This is a genomic window from Variovorax multivorans (assembly GCF_051216835.1).
Lineage (GTDB): Bacteria > Pseudomonadota > Gammaproteobacteria > Burkholderiales > Burkholderiaceae_C > Variovorax.
Genome location: NZ_JBPJZL010000004.1, coordinates 302,908 through 318,883 on the forward strand (window position 1 = coordinate 302,908; position 15,976 = coordinate 318,883).

Sequence of the window (15,976 nt, forward strand, 5' to 3'; positions counted from 1 at the left end):
CATGAAATTCATGCCTCACGAAGTGATGCCGCCCGCCGTGAGCGACACGGCGCCGCCCATGCTCGAACTGGTCAACGTGTGGAAGCGCTTCGGCGAAGCGCAGGCACAGACCGTCGCGGTGTCGGGCGTCAACCTGCGGATCGCGAAGAGCGAATTCGTCACGCTCGTGGGCCCCTCGGGTTGCGGCAAGTCGACCCTCTTCAACATGATCGCGGGCCTGCTGCCGCCCGACGACGACGGCTCGCTGCTGTTCGGTGGCGCACCGCAGCGCGACGGCCAACTGCTCGGCAAGGTGTCGTTCATGCCGCAGCGCGACTTGCTGTTTCCGTGGCGCACCGTGCTCGACAACGCCATCCTCGCGCTCGAGGTGGAAGGCGTGCCGCGCAAGGAAGCGCGCGAACGGGCCCGCGCCATGCTGCCCGAGTTCGGCCTGGCGGGTTTCGCCAACCACTATCCGCACCAGCTCTCGGGCGGCATGCGCCAGCGCGTGGCGCTGATGCGCACCTTCTTGTTCGAGCGCGACCTGATGCTGCTCGACGAGCCCTTCGGCGCGCTCGACGCGCTCACGCGCACTCGCATGCAGCACTGGCTGCTGGAGCTCTGGGCCAGGCACCGCCGCACGGTGCTCTTCATTACGCACGACATCGACGAGGCGATCCTGCTCGGCGACAAGGTGCTGGTGATGACGGCGCGCCCCGGCACGGTGAAGAGCGAGACCGTGATCGACCTGCCGCGCCCGCGCGACCCGTCGGTGGTGTTGTCGCCTGAGTTCATTCGCATCAAGCAGCGCCTGCTGGCCGAGATCGAGGAAGAAAGCCAGAAGACCTTCGCGCAGGAGGGCACCGCCTCGTGAACGCCCTCTTGCAGCGCGCAGTGCGCTCGCCCGCGCTGGCCTTCGTGGGCTTGGCGCTGGTGTGGGAGATCTGCGTGCACGCTTTCGCGCCGTCGCCGCGTTACCTGCCGGCGCTGAGCGCCATCGCGCAGGACGCGTGGTCGGTGTGGCCGCAGCTCATGCGCGGCTTCGGCCGCACGCTGCTCGAAACCGTGCTCGGCTTCGCAATGGGCGCGGTGTTCGGCTGCGCCTGCGGCACGGTGTTCACCTATTCGCGCTGGATGGAGCGCTCGGTGTTCCCGCTGTTCGTGGTGTCGCAGACGGTGCCGGTGGTGGCCTTCGGCGCGCTCATCGTCATCTGGTTCGGCAACTCGCTGCTGGCCAAGGTGATGACGGCGTTCTTCCTGACCTTCTTCCCCGTCACGGTGAACACGCTGCGTGGCCTGAAGTCGTGCGACCCGCAGCGCATCGCGCTGATGAAGAGCTTCGGCGCCAACCGCCTGGTGATGTTCTTCAAGCTGGCCGTGCCTTCGGCGCTGCCGCAGATCATGGTCGGGCTGCGCGTGGCCATTGGCCTCAGCCTGATCGGCTCGGTGGTGGGCGAATGGTTCGGCGAAACCGTGGGCCTGGGCGTGATGCTCATGGAGGCGATGAACGCCGACCTCGTGGTGCGCCTGTGGGTGGTGATGTTTGCCTGCGGGCTGATGGGTGCGCTGCTCTACGGGCTGCTCACCTTCGTGGAAAGGAGGCTCGTATGGTGGCGCAGCGAAAGCTGATGGAATCGCCCGTCGTGCCGGTGGTGCTGGGCATCGTCGTGCTGCTTGCGGTGTGGGAGGGCGCGATATGGCTCTTCAATATTCCGCCGTTCGTGCTGCCCAGCCTGGGCACGATCGTGCAGCATGCGTTCACCGACACCGGGCGCCTGATGGCCGCGCTGCTGGCCACTTTGGGCGAGGCGCTCGGTGGCTATGCATTGGGCAGCGTGCTCGGGCTGCTGCTGGCCGTGGTGCTGCTGCTGGCGCCGCCGCTGGAGCGCATCGTGATGCCGCTGGCGGTTGCGGTGAATGCCGTGCCGACCGTGGCCTATGCGCCGCTGTTCCTGATCTGGTTCGGCCTCGGTGCCGCTTCGAAGATCGCGCTGGTGGCGCTGGCTGTCGGCTTCACCATGCTGGTGAACGCGCTGCACGGCCTGAAGCAGGCCGACATTGCGGCCGTGAACCTGATGCGCAGCTTCGGGGCAGGGCAGCTGAAGATCGTGTGGCGCCTGCGCCTGCCGGTGGCGATGCCTTCGGTGGTCACCGCGCTGCGCATCGGCGTGCCGCGCAGCATGATCGTCGCGATCGTCGGCGAGATGCTGGGCGCCTATGCAGGGCTCGGGCGAATGATCTATGAATCGACCCAGCAGGTCGACTTGCTGAGCGTGTGGTCGGCGGTGCTTGTTGCATCGATTGCGAGCATGGTCTTCTACGGCCTGCTGGTGTGGATCGACCAGAAACTGGTGTGGTGGCGCTGATGGCAAAGACGAATCCCGCGGCATACCCCGACACCGAAGCCGAGCTGCGCGTGCAGCTCGCCGCCTGCTACCGGCTGGTGGCGCACTTCGGCATGGACGACCTGATCTACAACCACATCTCGGCACGCGTGCCGGGGCCGGAGCATCACTTCCTCATCAACCCGTACGGGCTGCTGTTCTCTGAAGTGACGGCTTCGTCGCTGGTGAAGATCGATCTGGACGGCAACAAGGTGGACGACACGGACGCCGAGGTCAATCAGGCCGGCTTCGTGATCCACAGCGCGATCCATGCGGGTCGGCCCGATGCGCTGTGCGTGCTGCACACCCACTCCGAGGCCGGCACCGCCATTGCCGCCATGCCCAACGGCCTGACGCCGCTGAGCCAATTCGCGATGCGCTACCAGGGCCACACCGCCTTCCACGACTACGAAGGCGTGGCGCTGGAAACCGGCGAGCGCGAGCGGCTGGTGCGCGACCTGGGCCCGCACCACACGCTGGTGCTGCGCAACCACGGCATCCTGACGGTGGGCCGCACCATCCCTGAGGCCTTCATCCTCATGTACTACTTCGAGAAGGCGGCCAAGGTGCAACTGCTCGCGCAGGGCGGTGTGGCGCCCGGCGAATCGCTGGTGTACCCGCAGCCCGAAGTGAGCGATCTGGCCGCGCGCCAGTTCACCGAATTCGCCGGCGACATCCTGCCGCCCGGCACGCGCGAATGGCCTGCGTTCTTGCGCATGCTGGAGCGCACCCAGCCCGACTACCGGCTCTGAACGCCGGCACTTTCCTCTTCATTCCCAGAGACACATTTCGACCATGCAACTCGAGAACCTCACCTCCTTCATCGGCACCGAAGTCAAAGGCATCGACCTGCGCGAGTCCGTGAGCGACGCCGACTTCGCGGTGCTGCGCGACACGCTCAACCAGCGCTCGGTGCTGCTGTTTCGCGGCCAAAGCATCAACGAATCGCAGCACGTGGCCTTCTCGCGCCGCTTCGGCACGTTGCTGGGCCACGTGCTCACGCAGTTCCTGAAGAAGGAGCACCCCGAGGTCTACGTGCTGTCGAACGTGTCGGAAAACGGCAAGCCCATCGGCAACCACAAGGAGGGCTGGAACTGGCACTCCGACCTCTCGTACAAGGCCGAGCCCTCGATGGGCGCGCTGCTCTACGCGCTCGAAGTGCCGCCGGTGGAAGGCGACACCTTCTTCGCCTCGATGCACGCCGCCTACGAAGCGCTGGACGACGACATGAAGGCGCGCATCCGCCACATGACGGCCACGCACAGCTACGCCAACTACTACGGCAAGGCTTTTGCCGACCGCAACCCGCTCACGCCCGAGCAACTGGCGGCCACGCCCGACGTGGTGCATCCGCTGGTGCGCACGCACCCCGAAACCGGCCGCCTCTCGCTCTACGTGGGCGAAGACGTGGTCAAGCACATCGATGGCCTGCCCGCCGACGAGAGCACCGCGCTGCTGGCCGAGCTGAACGCGCACGCCATCTCGCCGGAGTTCAGCTATCGCCACAAGTGGCTCGCCGGTGACCTGCTGGTGTGGGACAACCGCTGCACCATGCACCGCGCCACGCCGTACGACGACAACGTGTACCGCCGCGTGATGCATCGCACCACCGTGGCCGGTGACCGCCCGTTCTGAAATTCCGACCCGATGAGCAGGCCCCACGTTTGAAGAAAACCGACAAAGACAAGCACAACAAGGAAGGCAAGAACATGGAACCGAACGAACCCGAGATGGCAGCAGAACCTCCGGCGCTGCGCGGACGCGAGCGCCAGCGCGGCAAGGGCGCCACGCTGTCCGACGAGCTGAAGGACACGCTCGAAGACCTGATCGTCAGCGGCGTCATGAAGCCTGGCGCGCGGCTCGACGAGGCCGAGCTGGCCGAACGCTTCAAGGTGTCGCGCACACCGGTGCGCGAGGCGCTGAAGGCGCTGGCGGCCACAGGCCTCGTCGACCTGCGCAGCCGCCAGGGGGGCGTGTGCGTGGCGCGCATCTCGCTGCCCATGCTCATCGAGATGTTCCAGATGATGGCGGTGATGGAAGGCCTGTGCGCCAAGTTCGCCGCGCGCCGCGCCACAGAAGTGCAGAAGCAGCGCATGAGCCAGTTGCACGACGAGCTGACGAGCATCCTCGCCTCGGGCGACCACTCGCGCTTCTACGACGTGAACCAGGACTTTCACGACGCGCTCTACGAGGCCTCCAACACGCACTACCTCGCCGAGCAGACGCGCGCGTTGCGCAAGCGCGTGCGCGTGTACCGCCGCTACGTGACCTTCCAGCCCGGTCGCATGACCGCCACCATCGGCGAGCACGGCGCCATCCTCGACGCCATCCGGCGCAACGACCCGGGCGCCGCGTTCAACGCCGCCATCGACCACGTGAGCCTGCTCGAGGACGACATCGTCGACCTGATCGCCGCGCTGTCCGAGCAGGACAACGGGGCTGCCTGAGCCCCTTCTTTCAACGCACTCAACGCCACCCTTTTTCGATCGCATCCCAGGACATCACTCCATGAAACTCGAACTCGAAGGCAAGACCGTCCTCATCACCGGCGCCTCCAAGGGCATCGGCCTTGCGGCCGCCCATTCGTTCGCGGCCGAAGGCTGCCACCTGCAACTGGCCGCGCGCGACGGTGCCGCACTGGCGGCCGCCAAGGAAGAGATCGAGAAGATCTACCCGATCAACGTGCGCATCCACCCGATGGACCTGGCCGCACCCGGCGCGATGGCGCAGCTGGCCGAAGCAGTGGGGCACGTCGACATCCTTGTGAACAATGCGGGCGACATTCCTGCCGGCCCCATCGAATCGCTCGACTTCGCCGTGGTGCGCCGGGGCTTCCAGCTCAAGGTGCTGGGCTACATGGAGCTCAGCCAGATCTACTACGCGCGCATGAAGGCCGCGGGCGGCGGCGTGATCGTGAACGACATCGGCAACTCCGGCGAGAACTGGGACGCCAACTACATCGCCGGCTCCACCGGCAATGCGGCGGTGATGGCGTTCACGCGTGCCCTGGGCGGCGTGAGCCTGGACGACGGAATCCGCGTGGTGGGCGTGAACCCCGGCCCCGTGGCGACCGACCGCATGGTCAAGCTCATGAAGCGCCGCGCCTTCGACACCCATGGCGACGAAGGCCGCTGGGAAGAGCTGTTCGACAATTACCCCGGCGGCCGCCCGGCCACGCCGGAAGAGGTGGCCGAGCTGATGGTGTTCCTGGCCTCGCCGCGCGCGGGCTACATCACCGGCACGGTGGTGACCATCGACGGCGGCATCGCGGCGCGTGGCTCGATCATCAAGACCAGCAAGAAGGTGGTCGAGGCCGAACAGGCCCGGAGGCTCGCGGCATGAACGCAGCGCTGAACCCCGCCGCTGCAGTGCCGGCCGTGACGAGCGACGCCGAAACCCGCAACCAGTATTTCGACCGCCTGTTCACCAACCCCGACCTGATGTGGCTGGGCCAGAACACCAACCACTTTCCCCTGCACCCGGCCGTGCGAAAGGCGCTGCACGACGCCATCGACGACGAGAGCTTTCACGCCTATGCGCCACCGCTCGGCATGGAAGCGCTGCGCTCGGCCATCGTGGCCGACCTGGGCGTGCCGGACCAGTCGGCCGTGGTGACCGATGGCGCGGTGTCCGCGCTGGCGCTGGCCTGCCGTGCGTTCTGCGTGGCGGGCAAGGGCTTTGTGACCACCGACCCGGGCTGGAAGTGGCCGCTGCAGTTTGCCGCCAAGGCCGGCTCGGTGATCACCGAGATTCCGATCTACGGGCAGGAATATGGTTTCAAGCTGTCGGCCGAGGCGCTGGCCGCGTCGACCGACGGGAACACTGCCGTCATCTATCTCGTGGACCCGAACAACCCGCTGGGCACCACCTACACCGAAGACGAGATCCGCGCCTTCGCGGACCGCGCGCGCGAGATCGGCGCCATCCTCATTCACGACTGCACCTACCGCGACTTTGCCGACAGCCACACGCTGGCTTCGCGCTTCTACCCGGAAGGCACGGTGACCATCGTGAGCTTTTCGAAGTGGCTCGGCCTCGCGGGCCTGCGTCTCGGCGCGCTCGTGGCCTCGCCCGAACTGCTCGCGCGCATCCTGCCGCATTCGCAGGCGCCCTTGGGCGCAAGCGTGCTGGCGCAGCGCGCGGCCATCGCGGGCCTGAGCGTGAAGGACGAATGGATGGCCGAAGTGATCGCGCAGCAGCGCGAGAACCAGCAAATGATCGTCGACGCCTTCGCCAAGCTGCCGGGCTTCGAGGTACCGGTGTTCCCGTCGCAGGCCAACTTCATCGTGGTCGAGTGCAGCAAGGCGGGTGTGACGCCCGAGGCGCTGGTCACCGCGCTGGGCGAGCACGACATCATGGTGCGGCAGGGCACGTATCACACGCCGCGCTTCGGACATCGCTTCGTGAAGATCTCCACCACCGTGCCGAAAGCGTGGGCGCAGGCGCTGTGCGACGTGCTGCCGCAGGCGGTCGAGCGCGCGCGCAGCCTGCCGGCCACGGCGGCGCTTTTCTGAGGAGGGCCCGGCCATGAGTTTCGCCACCACCCTCGACGGCGTTCGCCTCTACTACGAGACCGCCGGCAGCGGCACGCCGATCGTGTTCGTGCACGAGTTCGGCGGCGACCACCGCAGCTGGGAGCCGCAGATGCGCTACTTCGCGCGGCGCCACCAGTGCGTGACCTTCGGCGCACGCGGCTATCCGCCGTCGGACGTGCCGGCCGACATGGAGCGCTATTCGCAAGCCACCGCAGCCGACGACATCGCCGCGGTGATGGACGCGCTGGAGCTGGAGCGCGCGCACATCGTGGGCCTGTCGATGGGGGGCTTTGCGACGCTGCACTTCGGCCTGCGTCATGCGAAGCGGGCGTCGTCGCTGGTGATTGCCGGCGCGGGCTACGGCGCGGAGAAAGAGCACGAGGAATATTTCCGCGGCGTCTCGCTCGAAGTGGCCAAACAGTTCGAAGCGCAGGGCTCCGAGAAATTCGCCCGCACCTATTCGCTGGGCGCGAGCCGCGTGCAGTTCCAGAACAAGGACCCGCGCGGCTGGCAGGAGTTTGCGACCTGGCTCGGCGAGCACGATGCAGTGGGCGCGGCCAACACCATGCGCGGCGTGCAGGCGCGGCGCCCGTCGATCTACGACCTGGAGAGCGATCTGCGCGTGATGAACGTGCCCTCGCTCGTGGTGGTCGGCGATGAGGACGACCATTGCCTGCAGCCCGGCATCTTCCTGAAGAAGACCGTGCCGGCCTGCGGCCTCGCCGTGATGCCCAAGACCGGCCACACGCTCAACCTGGAAGAGCCCGCTGCGTTCAACGCCTTGCTGGCCGAGTTCTTCGCCCAGGTCGAGGCCGGCCAGTGGAAGCCGCGCGATCCGCGTGCGCTGCCCAGCCAGATCATGAAGACCGACTGATGACCGCCGAAACCGCCACCGAAGAAGTCGCCGGAGAGCAAGGCATCTGGCGCATCGATGCCGACCGTCTGTGGAACCGGCTCATGACGCTCGCCTGCATCGGCGCCACGCCGGGCGGCGGTGTAGACCGGCAGGCGCTGAGCGCGGAAGAGATCGCGTCGTGGCGCACGATGATCGACTGGGCCTTGTCGGCGGGGCTGGAGCCTTCAACCGATGCGGCCGGCAATCTCTTCATCGCGCTGCCGGGTATCGACCGCGACGCGCTACCAGTGCTCGCAGGCAGCCATCTCGACAGCCAGCCCGGTGGCGGGCGCTTCGACGGTGTGTACGGCGTGGTGGCCGCGCTGGAAGTGCTGACCACGCTGGCCGCGCGTGGCGTGCATCCGCCGGTGGACGTCGTCTGCGTGGCGTGGATGAACGAAGAGGGCTCGCGCTTCGCGCCCGGCATGATGGGCTCGGAGGCCTTTGCCGGCGTGCGCAGCCTCGAGGCCGTGCGTGCGGTGCGCGATGCCAGCGGCATCTCTGTCGCCGATGCGCTCGATGCCTTGCACGCTGCGTTCCCGTCGCTGCGGCGGCGGTCGCTGGGCTTTCCGGTGGCGGCTTATGTAGAGGCGCACATCGAGCAGGGGCCGATACTGGAAGCGCAGGAGTGCGTGATCGGTGTCGTCACCGGCATCCAGGGCAAGAAGACATTCGATGTCGTGATCGAGGGTGAGCGTGGTCACGCCGGCACGCTCGCGATGGTCGAGCGGCGCGATGCGCTCGCAGCCTTCACGCGCATCGCAACGGCGCTCTATGCCGAGATCGGTGGCCACGACGACGCGGTGAAATTCACCATCGGCCGGCTGCAGGTGGAGCCGAACGCGCCCTCGGTGGTGCCCGAGCGGGTGACGCTGCGCATCGACCTGCGGCATCCCGACAACGCGGTGCTCGAACATCTGGGACAGCGATTGGCCGCGCTGTGCGACTCGCTTGCCGCGCCGTGCCAGGCGAGCGTGACCCCCTTGGTCGATGCGCCGTCCAACGGCTTCGATCCCGCCTTGCAGCAGGCGATCGCGCAAGCCGCCGAGCGCATCGGACAGCCGCACATGCCGATTCTTTCGGCTGCCGGCCACGACGCGCGCCACATGGCACCGCTGTGCCCGAGCGCGATGATCTTCATTCCCTGCCGCGACGGCGTGAGCCATGCGGAACATGAGTGGGCGGAGCCCGCGCATGTGGCAGCCGGTGCGAACGTGCTGCTGCGCGTGCTGTTGCCCTATGTGAGGACCTGAGCATGACTGCCGCTGACATCGCCGCCATCGTCGACATGGCCGATCTGCCGATGCAGCATCCGCGCGCGCCGGCCAGCGTTGCGCAGGCCAGGGCGCGCTTCTTCAATTCCGGCAACGCCTTCAACGTGAAGCTGCCCGAGGTGCCCGCGCGGCTCTTCGCGCCACCGCCGGAAGGACGCTATGGCATGTTCGATTGCGACCAGTCGCGGGCGCTGGGCTGTGGCTTCCCGGCCACCACGCCGCTGATGCTTGCGCGCTACGTTCGCATTGCCGCCCGCGATGCGCTGCTGCCGCTGGACGTGTGCGCCACCGGTTCGGTCTGGTACGTGATTTCCGGCAGCGGCAGCCTGACGGGTGCGGTCGACAGGTTGACCTTTGGCACGGGCGACGTGTTCCTGCTGCCCGGCGCGCCGGGCTACCGGATCGAGGCGGGCGCCGAGGGTGTGCTGCTGTGGACCGTCGGCAACGAGCCGCAGCTGGCTTTTGAGCGCGCGCAGCCGGCGCCCGTGGCCAAGGCAACCATCGACGCCGTGCACTATCCGGCCGCGGAGATAGAGCGCCAGTTCGCGCTGATTTTCTCGAGCGGCACGAGCGACGAGACCTCGGGCCGCGCGCTGATCTTCTCGTCCGACCGGCAGGCCGCCGCACGCAACCTCACGCCCACGCTGACATTGAGCTTCAACACGCTCGAGCCGAACACCCACCAGCGCACGCACCGCCACAATTCCGCCGCCATCACGCTGGTGGTGCAGGGCGAAGGTTGCCATTCGATGGTGGGCGGTGCGGCGTGCCCGTGGGCGCCGTGGTCCACGCTGGTCACGCCGCCGGGTGCGCCGCATTCGCACCACAACGCAGGCGCGCGCGGCGCGCTCTTTCTCATCGTGCAGGACGGCGGGCTGCACTACCACGCGCGGACGATGGGCTTCGAGTTTCTGGAGGCTGCCGGCTGACCGGTGAGTGGTGGCTGGCGGAGAAGGCAACGTAGAAGCCGAACGTTCACACCTGCTTCTTCGGATTGTCATTTGGGCGCGCCACCATGCGCGAATGGCTGGTCAACTTATCTCCATCGCCCTGACAGTGGATCAACACGACGAGGGCGACTATTTCTGGGTACTGCTGGAATCCTTCGACAACTCGATGGAGTTCGAACCGCTGATGGAGGCGGCCAAGGGCTTTCATACCTACGCCGAGGCGTTGCAGGCGGGCTACACCGTGCTGCGCGGCCTGTCGGAAGACCTGAACGTCGGCCCGCGCGAAGAGGTCGACGAATCGGCGTTCGCTGAAGAAGACGACGCTGTCGGCGAGCTCGACTAGCGGCTTCGCATCTACACCGATTGGCGGAACCCACAAACATGGGTGGTGTTAGCCAATTGGCGGATGTCCAATGGCTGTCAGCAAGCGTAGGCTCTGACCGACACGTATCCCCGTGGCCATGCAGAGACAGTGCATTACTGCATGTCGCAGGTGTCGCGGCCGGTGGGTGTGTCCTGTCAAGACAGCCGCTGATGCGAGCCACAAGAAAGTCGGGGAATCAAATGGTCGAGTATTTCCGGGTAGGACTGCCCTATATCCGTGTGCGTTTCAAAGTGCCCGCGCGACGCGGAAGCCGTGTCGAGCTCAACGGCAAATTCGGTGTCATCACCGGCGCCAGCGGGGAACACGTCCTGGTCAAGTTCGACGGCGAGTTCGCCGCAGCAATTGTTCACCCTGTTGACCTCAACTATGTGGAGGCAGGGGAAGCAACAGAGCCGGTGAAGCTTCAGCCGTCGGTGCCGGGGGGCGCGGCCAGGCCTTGCGCCGAGTAGGGCGCGGCTATGCTCGGCGGCAGTGTTTGATGCAGCCGAATGAAATGAAGAAAACCAACCCACCGAAGAAGACCAGCAGCTACGACATCAAGAAGCAATGGCACTGGGGCCGCGCCATGCGCGAACTGCGCATCGCCGATTTCCTGAAGGACGGACGGGTGCTGGTGCCCGGCGAATACACCGGCGAAGGGCCAGCCACCGACGACGGCACCGGCGCGCTGCGAACTGTGGGCGGCATCCAGGTCGGCGCTGCCGACTACGCGACGGGAATGATGTGGGTGGGCCGCAAGCTGCGTGAGGGCGACTTGCCTTCAAAGAAGTCCGACTGATCGCCCCATTTGGTCGCCGCGGCGGTGCAACCGAATACACGACGGTTGCTGAATCGACTGCCCAACCAGCCGCAGGCTGGTTAACAATAGCAAAACACTGTATATTTATCCAGTCTTTGGCCGCAAGCCTTGATCAGCGTGGTACGCGCTGGGGGCGATGAACCATGAACCAGTTTGAGCTTTTCTTCCCGCGGGTCGCAGCAACGGCATTGCCCATCGCACTGTCGCAGCAAGCGCCACCGCCGCCATTGCTGCAAGAAGACCGCGAGGAGCCGTTCCAGTTCGAAGACGTCGAGATCGAGGCGCGTGTCACGTATGCCGTGCGGCTAGCCGACTACCCGCACCCGGCAGCCGATGCCGTGAAGGTCGCCGAGCAGCGCTTCCGGCGCGAGATCGACCGGCAACTGGGCGTCGATGTGGTCGAGGCGTTGCGCGCATTCCAGAACGCGAGCGAATCGAGCGAAAGCGATCTGTCGAAGGCGGAGATCGCGATAGCCAAGCGCTGGGCCAAGGCCTACGACGCGGCGCGCACCGCGGGCTTTCGCGACCTGGGAGACACCGACGAGGCGTTCTTCGACGTGCGGCCGGTCTGAGCCGCGCTGACGGCTGCGCCTGCAGGTTGCGCGGAAGGTGACGATTCGGCCGCAGCTGTGTCAAAGTCGGGCAAGGCTTCAGACATCACTGCTTCGAAGGCACATCGTGTTTCGTCGACCATCCATCACCTTCCGAACGACGGCCTTCGTGGCCGTGGTTTGCCTCGCCCTCGTGGCGCTCGACGGCTTGAACAGCTGGCATTCGCGAACGGTCCAGCTTCAGCAGATGAGCGTTGCTACGTCGAATCTCGCTCGCGCAATGGCGCAGCAGGCGGACGACACGATCAAGCAGGCTGACACCGCATTGGTCGGCATGGTCGAGCGCATCGAACACGACGGCACGGGGCCGGAGGCCATCGAACGGCTTCGCAAGGTGTTCGCGATGCGGGTGGCCGAACTCCCGCAACTCGATGGGCTTCACATCTACGACAAGGATGGAAACTGGGTCGCAAACTCCCGGCAAGCACCGCCGCCGCAAAACCTGAACAACGCGGACCGCGAGTACTTTCTTTTTCACCGCGAGCACGAGGAGCGCGGACCGCACGTCGGTGTGCCGGTGAGGAGTCGGACCACCGGCAGACTGCTCGTACCCGTCTCCCGACGCATCAATCATGCGGACGGCAGCTTCGCCGGGGTGGCGCTTGCAACGATCAGGGTCGACTTCTTCACGAAGTTCTACGACAGCCTCGACATAGGCCAGGCAGGCGCCGTTGCACTGATCCTCGAGAACGGGACGATGATGACTCGCCGGCCGTACAGCACCGACATGGTCGGCAGAAGCATGCTGGATACCGGTCTCTTTCGTGCATACGTGGCCCAGGGCCCGGTCGGGACGGCCGAAATCCTGTCGGCGCAGGACGGCATCACGCGGCTGAACAGCTTCCGGCGCCTCACCAACTACCCGCTGTTCGTTGCAGCGGCCCTTTCCAAGGATGAGATCCTGGCCGCCTGGTGGCGGGAAACGCTTTGGCATACGGGGGGCGTCATTCTCCTGGCGTCGATCGTCGGTTTCGTGGGATGGCGGCTGGTGAAGCAGATGGAGCTGCGCAGCAAGACCGAGGCCGAACTGCGGCGCGCACGCGACGCGCTGGAGACGCTCAACAAGACCCTGAACACCCTTGCGATGGAGGACGGCCTTACGGGGCTGGCGAATCGCCGGCAGTTCGACGTGACGCTCGACAACGAATTCAGCCGGGCCATGCGAGACGCGAGCACCCTGGCGCTCATCCTGATCGATGTCGATTGCTTCAAGCAGTTCAACGACATCTACGGCCATACGGCCGGGGACGAGTGCCTGCAGACGATCGGCCGCACCATCGCAGGCCTCGCATCCCGCCGCCCGGGAGACCTCGCTGCCCGCTACGGCGGGGAAGAACTGGCCGTGCTGCTGCCGAATACCGATGTGGCTGGCGCGGCCGTGCTGGCGGAAAGAATTCGCAGCGCGGTGCGCGACCTGGCAATCGTGCACGCCGGTGCTCCCGACGGCTTCGTGACGCTGAGCGCTGGCGTGGATGCGCTCAGCCCCTCGGTCACCCACGGACCGCCGAAGGAGCTGATTCAGTCGGCCGACAAGGCCCTGTACGCGGCCAAGATGGGAGGCCGGAATCGCGTTTGCACAGCGGAGATACGCCCGACGACGGCGTGAACGGCTTTCCGCGCTCCCGCTGCGAAGGCTGGCGGCGATACATGCAAACCGCATAAACAAGCGCGAAATCCGGATTTCCCTGCGAACCGCATCACGGGCAAGACTCGAAGGCTTTCGACAACCCAGCCTTCTCCGGATGCCCGGTATTACTTCCCATACTCCGCGCCAGCTTCGCCTCGGCTTCTTCAGCCGCCTGCTCGACGACGCGACAGCCGCCGAGCGCTATCGCCTCGCCGCCGCGCAGATCGCCCATGCCGAGGCCTTCGGCTTCGATTCGGCCTGGGTGGCGCAGCATCACTTTCACGAGCACGAGGGCGGACTGCCGTCGCCGTTCGTCTTCCTGGCCTATGTGGCCTCGCGCACGAAGCGCATTCGCCTGGGCACGGGCATCGTCACGCTGCCGCTGGAAAACGCCGTGCGCGTTGCGGAGGATGCGGTCGTGCTGGATCTGCTCTCGCACGGCCGGCTCGAAGTGGGCGTGGGAACGGGTGGCACGCCTGAATCTTTCGCCGCCTTCGGATTGGATGGCAATGACCGTTCGGCCATCTTCGCGAGACAGCTTGCCGCGGTGCGCGCAGCGTGGGCCGGCAAGCCGCTGCAGGGCGGCGACACGCTGTACCCCGCGGGCTCGCCGCTACTGGACCGCATCTGGCAGGCCACGTTCTCGGTGAGCGGTGGCACGCGCGCGGGGGAGGCCGGCGACGGCCTGATGCTCTCGCGCACGCAGCCGCGTCCCGAGCACGCGCCCGACGCGTCGCTTGCCGACATCCAGAACCCGATCGTCGACGCCTACCTGGCTGCATTGCCGCCCGGCAGCACGCCGCGCATCGTGGGCTCGCGCAGCGTCTTTGTCGCGGAGACGCGCAAGGAAGCGCTTCGTCTGGCCGACATCGGTCTGCGCCGTTCGGCGGCCCGCTTTGCCGCTTCGGGACAGGTCGGCCTCGCGGACCGCGTCGGCCCTGATGCATCGCTCGAACAATTGATCGCCGCGTACGACGTTCACGTTGGATCGCCCGACGACGTGATCGCCTCGCTGCGCGCCGACAGAACGCTCGCACGCGTGACCGACCTGGTCTGCCAGGTGCATTCGGTCGATCCGCCGCACGAGGCGATCCTGCGCTCCATCGAACTGACCGCCACCGTGGTTGCGCCGGCCCTGGGCTGGGCGCGCGGTGCGAGCGTGTCGGACCTTCAATCCCTTGCACTTCTCTAGGCTGGATTTCATGAACGCCACCGTTTCTTCTTCTGTGTCCGCTGTGCCCGACGTTATCGACCGGCTCGTCGGCATCGAGCCGGGCAGCCACCTCGACCACATCCGCGCACAGCGCGAGCAGGCACGGACCCATGCGCAGCAGAGTTATCTCTCGCTGTTCGCGCCGACGCCGCCTGTGTTCGGAAATTTCGAGATCGCGGACCGGTTTGCCGTTGCTACCTTCGTCGCCGGATTGCACGGGCAGCTCGACGTGGCGCGCTTCTATGCCGATGCGCTGGCGGGGCAGGGCGCTCGCGCCGGGTTGGCGGAGGCCATTGCCATCGAAACGAAGCAGGGCGCTGCGCAAGGGCCCTATGGCCGCTATCCCGCAGGCCCCCTCAGTGCAGAGGACGTGGCCGGTCCTTCTTACACGGTGGGCACTGTGCAGCGTCCGGCGCTTGGTGAGCGGCTTTCGGCCGGCCTCGCGCATGCGCATCTGCTCGTCTTTCACCCGCGCGATGCGAGCCCGGCCGCGCTGCAGTCGCTGCTCGATGCGGGGTGGTCGAGCACCGAGATCGTGACTCTGTCGCAGCTCGTGGCCTTCCTCGCATTCCAGATCCGTGTCGTCACCGGCCTCAGGGCGCTGGCGCAACGTCCCGTCACCCTTGTCAACTGACCCGAGGAACACCATGACTGCCGAATCGGCCCTGAGCCATCCCCACAACACGCACCCGAATGCCTTCACGCAGGCACAGCTCGAATGGTTGCCCTGGCTCGAACCGCTGCCGGAGGCCGAACTGACCGAGCGGCATTTCGCCGGGCTGGTGGACGCATCGCGTGCCAAGTCGCCGTACTTCCGTCTGCTGGCGCGCGACCCGGACATATTGGGCGCACGCACGCGCACCGACAAGGACATCTTCTACAACCCCGAAGCCGGCCTGCCGCGCGCCGAGCGCGAACTCTCAGCCGCCGCAGCCTCGCGCTACAACGGCTGCATCTACTGCGCCTCGGTGCATGCGCGCTTCGCCTCGCATTTCTCGCAGCGCACGGACGATGTGCAGCGCCTGCTGGACGAGGGCGTGAAGGCCGACCTGGGCGAACGCTGGAATGCGATCGTGGCGGCCTCGGTTGCGCTGTCGGCTACGCCATCTGCGTTTGGCGCGGAGCACATCGAGCAGCTGCGTGCGCAAGGCCTGGATGACCTTGCGATTGCCGACGTCATCCACGGCGCGGCGTTCTTCAACTGGGCCAACCGGCTGATGCTGTCGCTGGGCGAGCCGCAGGAGCGTGGAGGAGATTGAGTCACGCCAAAAGGCTCAGGAGCCAGTTGAAGAATTGACCGATGGCGACCATTGCCGCCCATAAA

At 66.5% G+C, this 15,976-nt stretch carries 19 protein-coding genes; all 19 read left to right on the top strand.

The annotated features are described in order from the left end of the window. Position 1: 1 nt before the first annotated feature. Positions 2–853 (top strand): ABC transporter ATP-binding protein, encoded by an 852-nt coding sequence (locus ACSFCA_RS11665; RefSeq protein WP_435459611.1) that lies wholly within the window; start codon positions 2–4, stop codon positions 851–853. Then, positions 850–1,608 carry an ABC transporter permease gene (locus ACSFCA_RS11670; protein WP_093052050.1) on the top strand — a complete coding sequence of 253 codons (759 nt, stop codon included), beginning with the start codon at positions 850–852 and terminating at the stop codon, positions 1,606–1,608. Before ACSFCA_RS11665 ends, ACSFCA_RS11670 begins: the two co-directional genes overlap by 4 nt. Continuing rightward, positions 1,587–2,345 carry an ABC transporter permease gene (locus ACSFCA_RS11675; protein ID WP_435459612.1) on the top strand — a complete coding sequence of 253 codons (759 nt, stop codon included), beginning with the start codon at positions 1,587–1,589 and terminating at the stop codon, positions 2,343–2,345. The genes ACSFCA_RS11670 and ACSFCA_RS11675 overlap by 22 nt, the downstream gene beginning before the upstream one ends. Then, a complete protein-coding gene (locus tag ACSFCA_RS11680) occupies positions 2,345–3,115 on the top strand; it encodes a class II aldolase/adducin family protein (RefSeq protein ID WP_093176833.1) in 771 nt (256 codons plus the stop codon). The genes ACSFCA_RS11675 and ACSFCA_RS11680 overlap by 1 nt, the downstream gene beginning before the upstream one ends. A 43-nt stretch (positions 3,116–3,158) precedes the next feature. Beyond that, a complete protein-coding gene (locus tag ACSFCA_RS11685) occupies positions 3,159–3,998 on the top strand; it encodes a TauD/TfdA dioxygenase family protein (protein ID WP_435459613.1) in 840 nt (279 codons plus the stop codon). 74 nt (positions 3,999–4,072) lie between these two features. Continuing rightward, positions 4,073–4,810, top strand: a complete 738-nt coding sequence (locus ACSFCA_RS11690) for a GntR family transcriptional regulator (RefSeq protein ID WP_258349797.1) — start codon at positions 4,073–4,075, stop codon at positions 4,808–4,810. Between the two features lie 61 nt (positions 4,811–4,871). After that, on the top strand, positions 4,872–5,705 hold the full coding sequence (locus ACSFCA_RS11695; protein ID WP_093176710.1) for an SDR family oxidoreductase: 834 nt from the start codon (positions 4,872–4,874) through the stop codon (positions 5,703–5,705). Then, positions 5,702–6,877, top strand: coding sequence for a pyridoxal phosphate-dependent aminotransferase (locus ACSFCA_RS11700; RefSeq protein ID WP_435459614.1), 1,176 nt, complete (start codon positions 5,702–5,704; stop codon positions 6,875–6,877). The genes ACSFCA_RS11695 and ACSFCA_RS11700 overlap by 4 nt, the downstream gene beginning before the upstream one ends. Positions 6,878–6,890: 13 nt before the next feature. Next, positions 6,891–7,772, top strand: a complete 882-nt coding sequence (locus ACSFCA_RS11705; protein ID WP_435459615.1) for an alpha/beta fold hydrolase — start codon at positions 6,891–6,893, stop codon at positions 7,770–7,772. Then, complete coding sequence (locus ACSFCA_RS11710; protein ID WP_435459616.1) at positions 7,772–9,046, top strand: hydantoinase/carbamoylase family amidase; 1,275 nt, start codon at positions 7,772–7,774, stop codon at positions 9,044–9,046. Before ACSFCA_RS11705 ends, ACSFCA_RS11710 begins: the two co-directional genes overlap by 1 nt. Before the next feature lie 2 nt (positions 9,047–9,048). Beyond that, positions 9,049–9,996 (top strand): cupin domain-containing protein, encoded by a 948-nt coding sequence (locus ACSFCA_RS11715; protein WP_435459617.1) that lies wholly within the window; start codon positions 9,049–9,051, stop codon positions 9,994–9,996. Positions 9,997–10,090: 94 nt separating this feature from the next. Beyond that, a complete protein-coding gene (locus ACSFCA_RS11720; RefSeq protein ID WP_258349791.1) occupies positions 10,091–10,360 on the top strand; it encodes a hypothetical protein in 270 nt (89 codons plus the stop codon). A gap of 221 nt (positions 10,361–10,581) precedes the next feature. Continuing rightward, on the top strand, positions 10,582–10,851 hold the full coding sequence (locus ACSFCA_RS11725) for a hypothetical protein (protein ID WP_435459618.1): 270 nt from the start codon (positions 10,582–10,584) through the stop codon (positions 10,849–10,851). Positions 10,852–10,895: 44 nt separating this feature from the next. Continuing rightward, positions 10,896–11,180, top strand: coding sequence for a hypothetical protein (locus ACSFCA_RS11730; protein ID WP_435459619.1), 285 nt, complete (start codon positions 10,896–10,898; stop codon positions 11,178–11,180). 164 nt (positions 11,181–11,344) lie between these two features. After that, positions 11,345–11,773 carry a hypothetical protein gene (locus tag ACSFCA_RS11735; RefSeq protein ID WP_435459620.1) on the top strand — a complete coding sequence of 143 codons (429 nt, stop codon included), beginning with the start codon at positions 11,345–11,347 and terminating at the stop codon, positions 11,771–11,773. A 106-nt stretch (positions 11,774–11,879) separates the two neighbouring features. Further along, positions 11,880–13,418, top strand: a complete 1,539-nt coding sequence (locus ACSFCA_RS11740; protein WP_435459621.1) for a GGDEF domain-containing protein — start codon at positions 11,880–11,882, stop codon at positions 13,416–13,418. Positions 13,419–13,554: 136 nt separating this feature from the next. Then, a complete protein-coding gene (locus tag ACSFCA_RS11745; RefSeq protein WP_435459622.1) occupies positions 13,555–14,631 on the top strand; it encodes a putative FMN-dependent luciferase-like monooxygenase in 1,077 nt (358 codons plus the stop codon). A gap of 10 nt (positions 14,632–14,641) precedes the next feature. After that, positions 14,642–15,286 (top strand): CMD domain protein, encoded by a 645-nt coding sequence (locus ACSFCA_RS11750; RefSeq protein ID WP_435459623.1) that lies wholly within the window; start codon positions 14,642–14,644, stop codon positions 15,284–15,286. A 13-nt stretch (positions 15,287–15,299) separates the two neighbouring features. After that, positions 15,300–15,911, top strand: coding sequence for an alkylhydroperoxidase domain protein (locus tag ACSFCA_RS11755; protein ID WP_093052006.1), 612 nt, complete (start codon positions 15,300–15,302; stop codon positions 15,909–15,911). Positions 15,912–15,976: the final 65 nt, after the last annotated feature.

Excerpts from the sequence above, each read along its gene's own strand:
- ACSFCA_RS11725 (WP_435459618.1), top strand. The coding sequence starts at position 10,582 with ATGGTCGAGTATTTCCGGGTAGGACTGCCCTATATCCGTGTGCGTTTC.
- ACSFCA_RS11690 (WP_258349797.1), top strand. The coding sequence starts at position 4,073 with ATGGAACCGAACGAACCCGAGATGGCAGCAGAACCTCCGGCGCTGCGC.
- ACSFCA_RS11710 (WP_435459616.1), top strand. The coding sequence starts at position 7,772 with ATGACCGCCGAAACCGCCACCGAAGAAGTCGCCGGAGAGCAAGGCATC.
- ACSFCA_RS11720 (WP_258349791.1), top strand. The coding sequence starts at position 10,091 with ATGGCTGGTCAACTTATCTCCATCGCCCTGACAGTGGATCAACACGAC.
- ACSFCA_RS11680 (WP_093176833.1), top strand. The coding sequence starts at position 2,345 with ATGGCAAAGACGAATCCCGCGGCATACCCCGACACCGAAGCCGAGCTG.
- ACSFCA_RS11755 (WP_093052006.1), top strand. The coding sequence starts at position 15,300 with ATGACTGCCGAATCGGCCCTGAGCCATCCCCACAACACGCACCCGAAT.
- ACSFCA_RS11685 (WP_435459613.1), top strand. The coding sequence starts at position 3,159 with ATGCAACTCGAGAACCTCACCTCCTTCATCGGCACCGAAGTCAAAGGC.
- ACSFCA_RS11735 (WP_435459620.1), top strand. The coding sequence starts at position 11,345 with ATGAACCAGTTTGAGCTTTTCTTCCCGCGGGTCGCAGCAACGGCATTG.
- ACSFCA_RS11715 (WP_435459617.1), top strand. The coding sequence starts at position 9,049 with ATGACTGCCGCTGACATCGCCGCCATCGTCGACATGGCCGATCTGCCG.
- ACSFCA_RS11695 (WP_093176710.1), top strand. The coding sequence starts at position 4,872 with ATGAAACTCGAACTCGAAGGCAAGACCGTCCTCATCACCGGCGCCTCC.
- ACSFCA_RS11675 (WP_435459612.1), top strand. The coding sequence starts at position 1,587 with ATGGTGGCGCAGCGAAAGCTGATGGAATCGCCCGTCGTGCCGGTGGTG.
- ACSFCA_RS11705 (WP_435459615.1), top strand. The coding sequence starts at position 6,891 with ATGAGTTTCGCCACCACCCTCGACGGCGTTCGCCTCTACTACGAGACC.
- ACSFCA_RS11750 (WP_435459623.1), top strand. The coding sequence starts at position 14,642 with ATGAACGCCACCGTTTCTTCTTCTGTGTCCGCTGTGCCCGACGTTATC.
- ACSFCA_RS11730 (WP_435459619.1), top strand. The coding sequence starts at position 10,896 with ATGAAGAAAACCAACCCACCGAAGAAGACCAGCAGCTACGACATCAAG.
- ACSFCA_RS11700 (WP_435459614.1), top strand. The coding sequence starts at position 5,702 with ATGAACGCAGCGCTGAACCCCGCCGCTGCAGTGCCGGCCGTGACGAGC.
- ACSFCA_RS11665 (WP_435459611.1), top strand. The coding sequence starts at position 2 with ATGAAATTCATGCCTCACGAAGTGATGCCGCCCGCCGTGAGCGACACG.
- ACSFCA_RS11745 (WP_435459622.1), top strand. The coding sequence starts at position 13,555 with ATGCCCGGTATTACTTCCCATACTCCGCGCCAGCTTCGCCTCGGCTTC.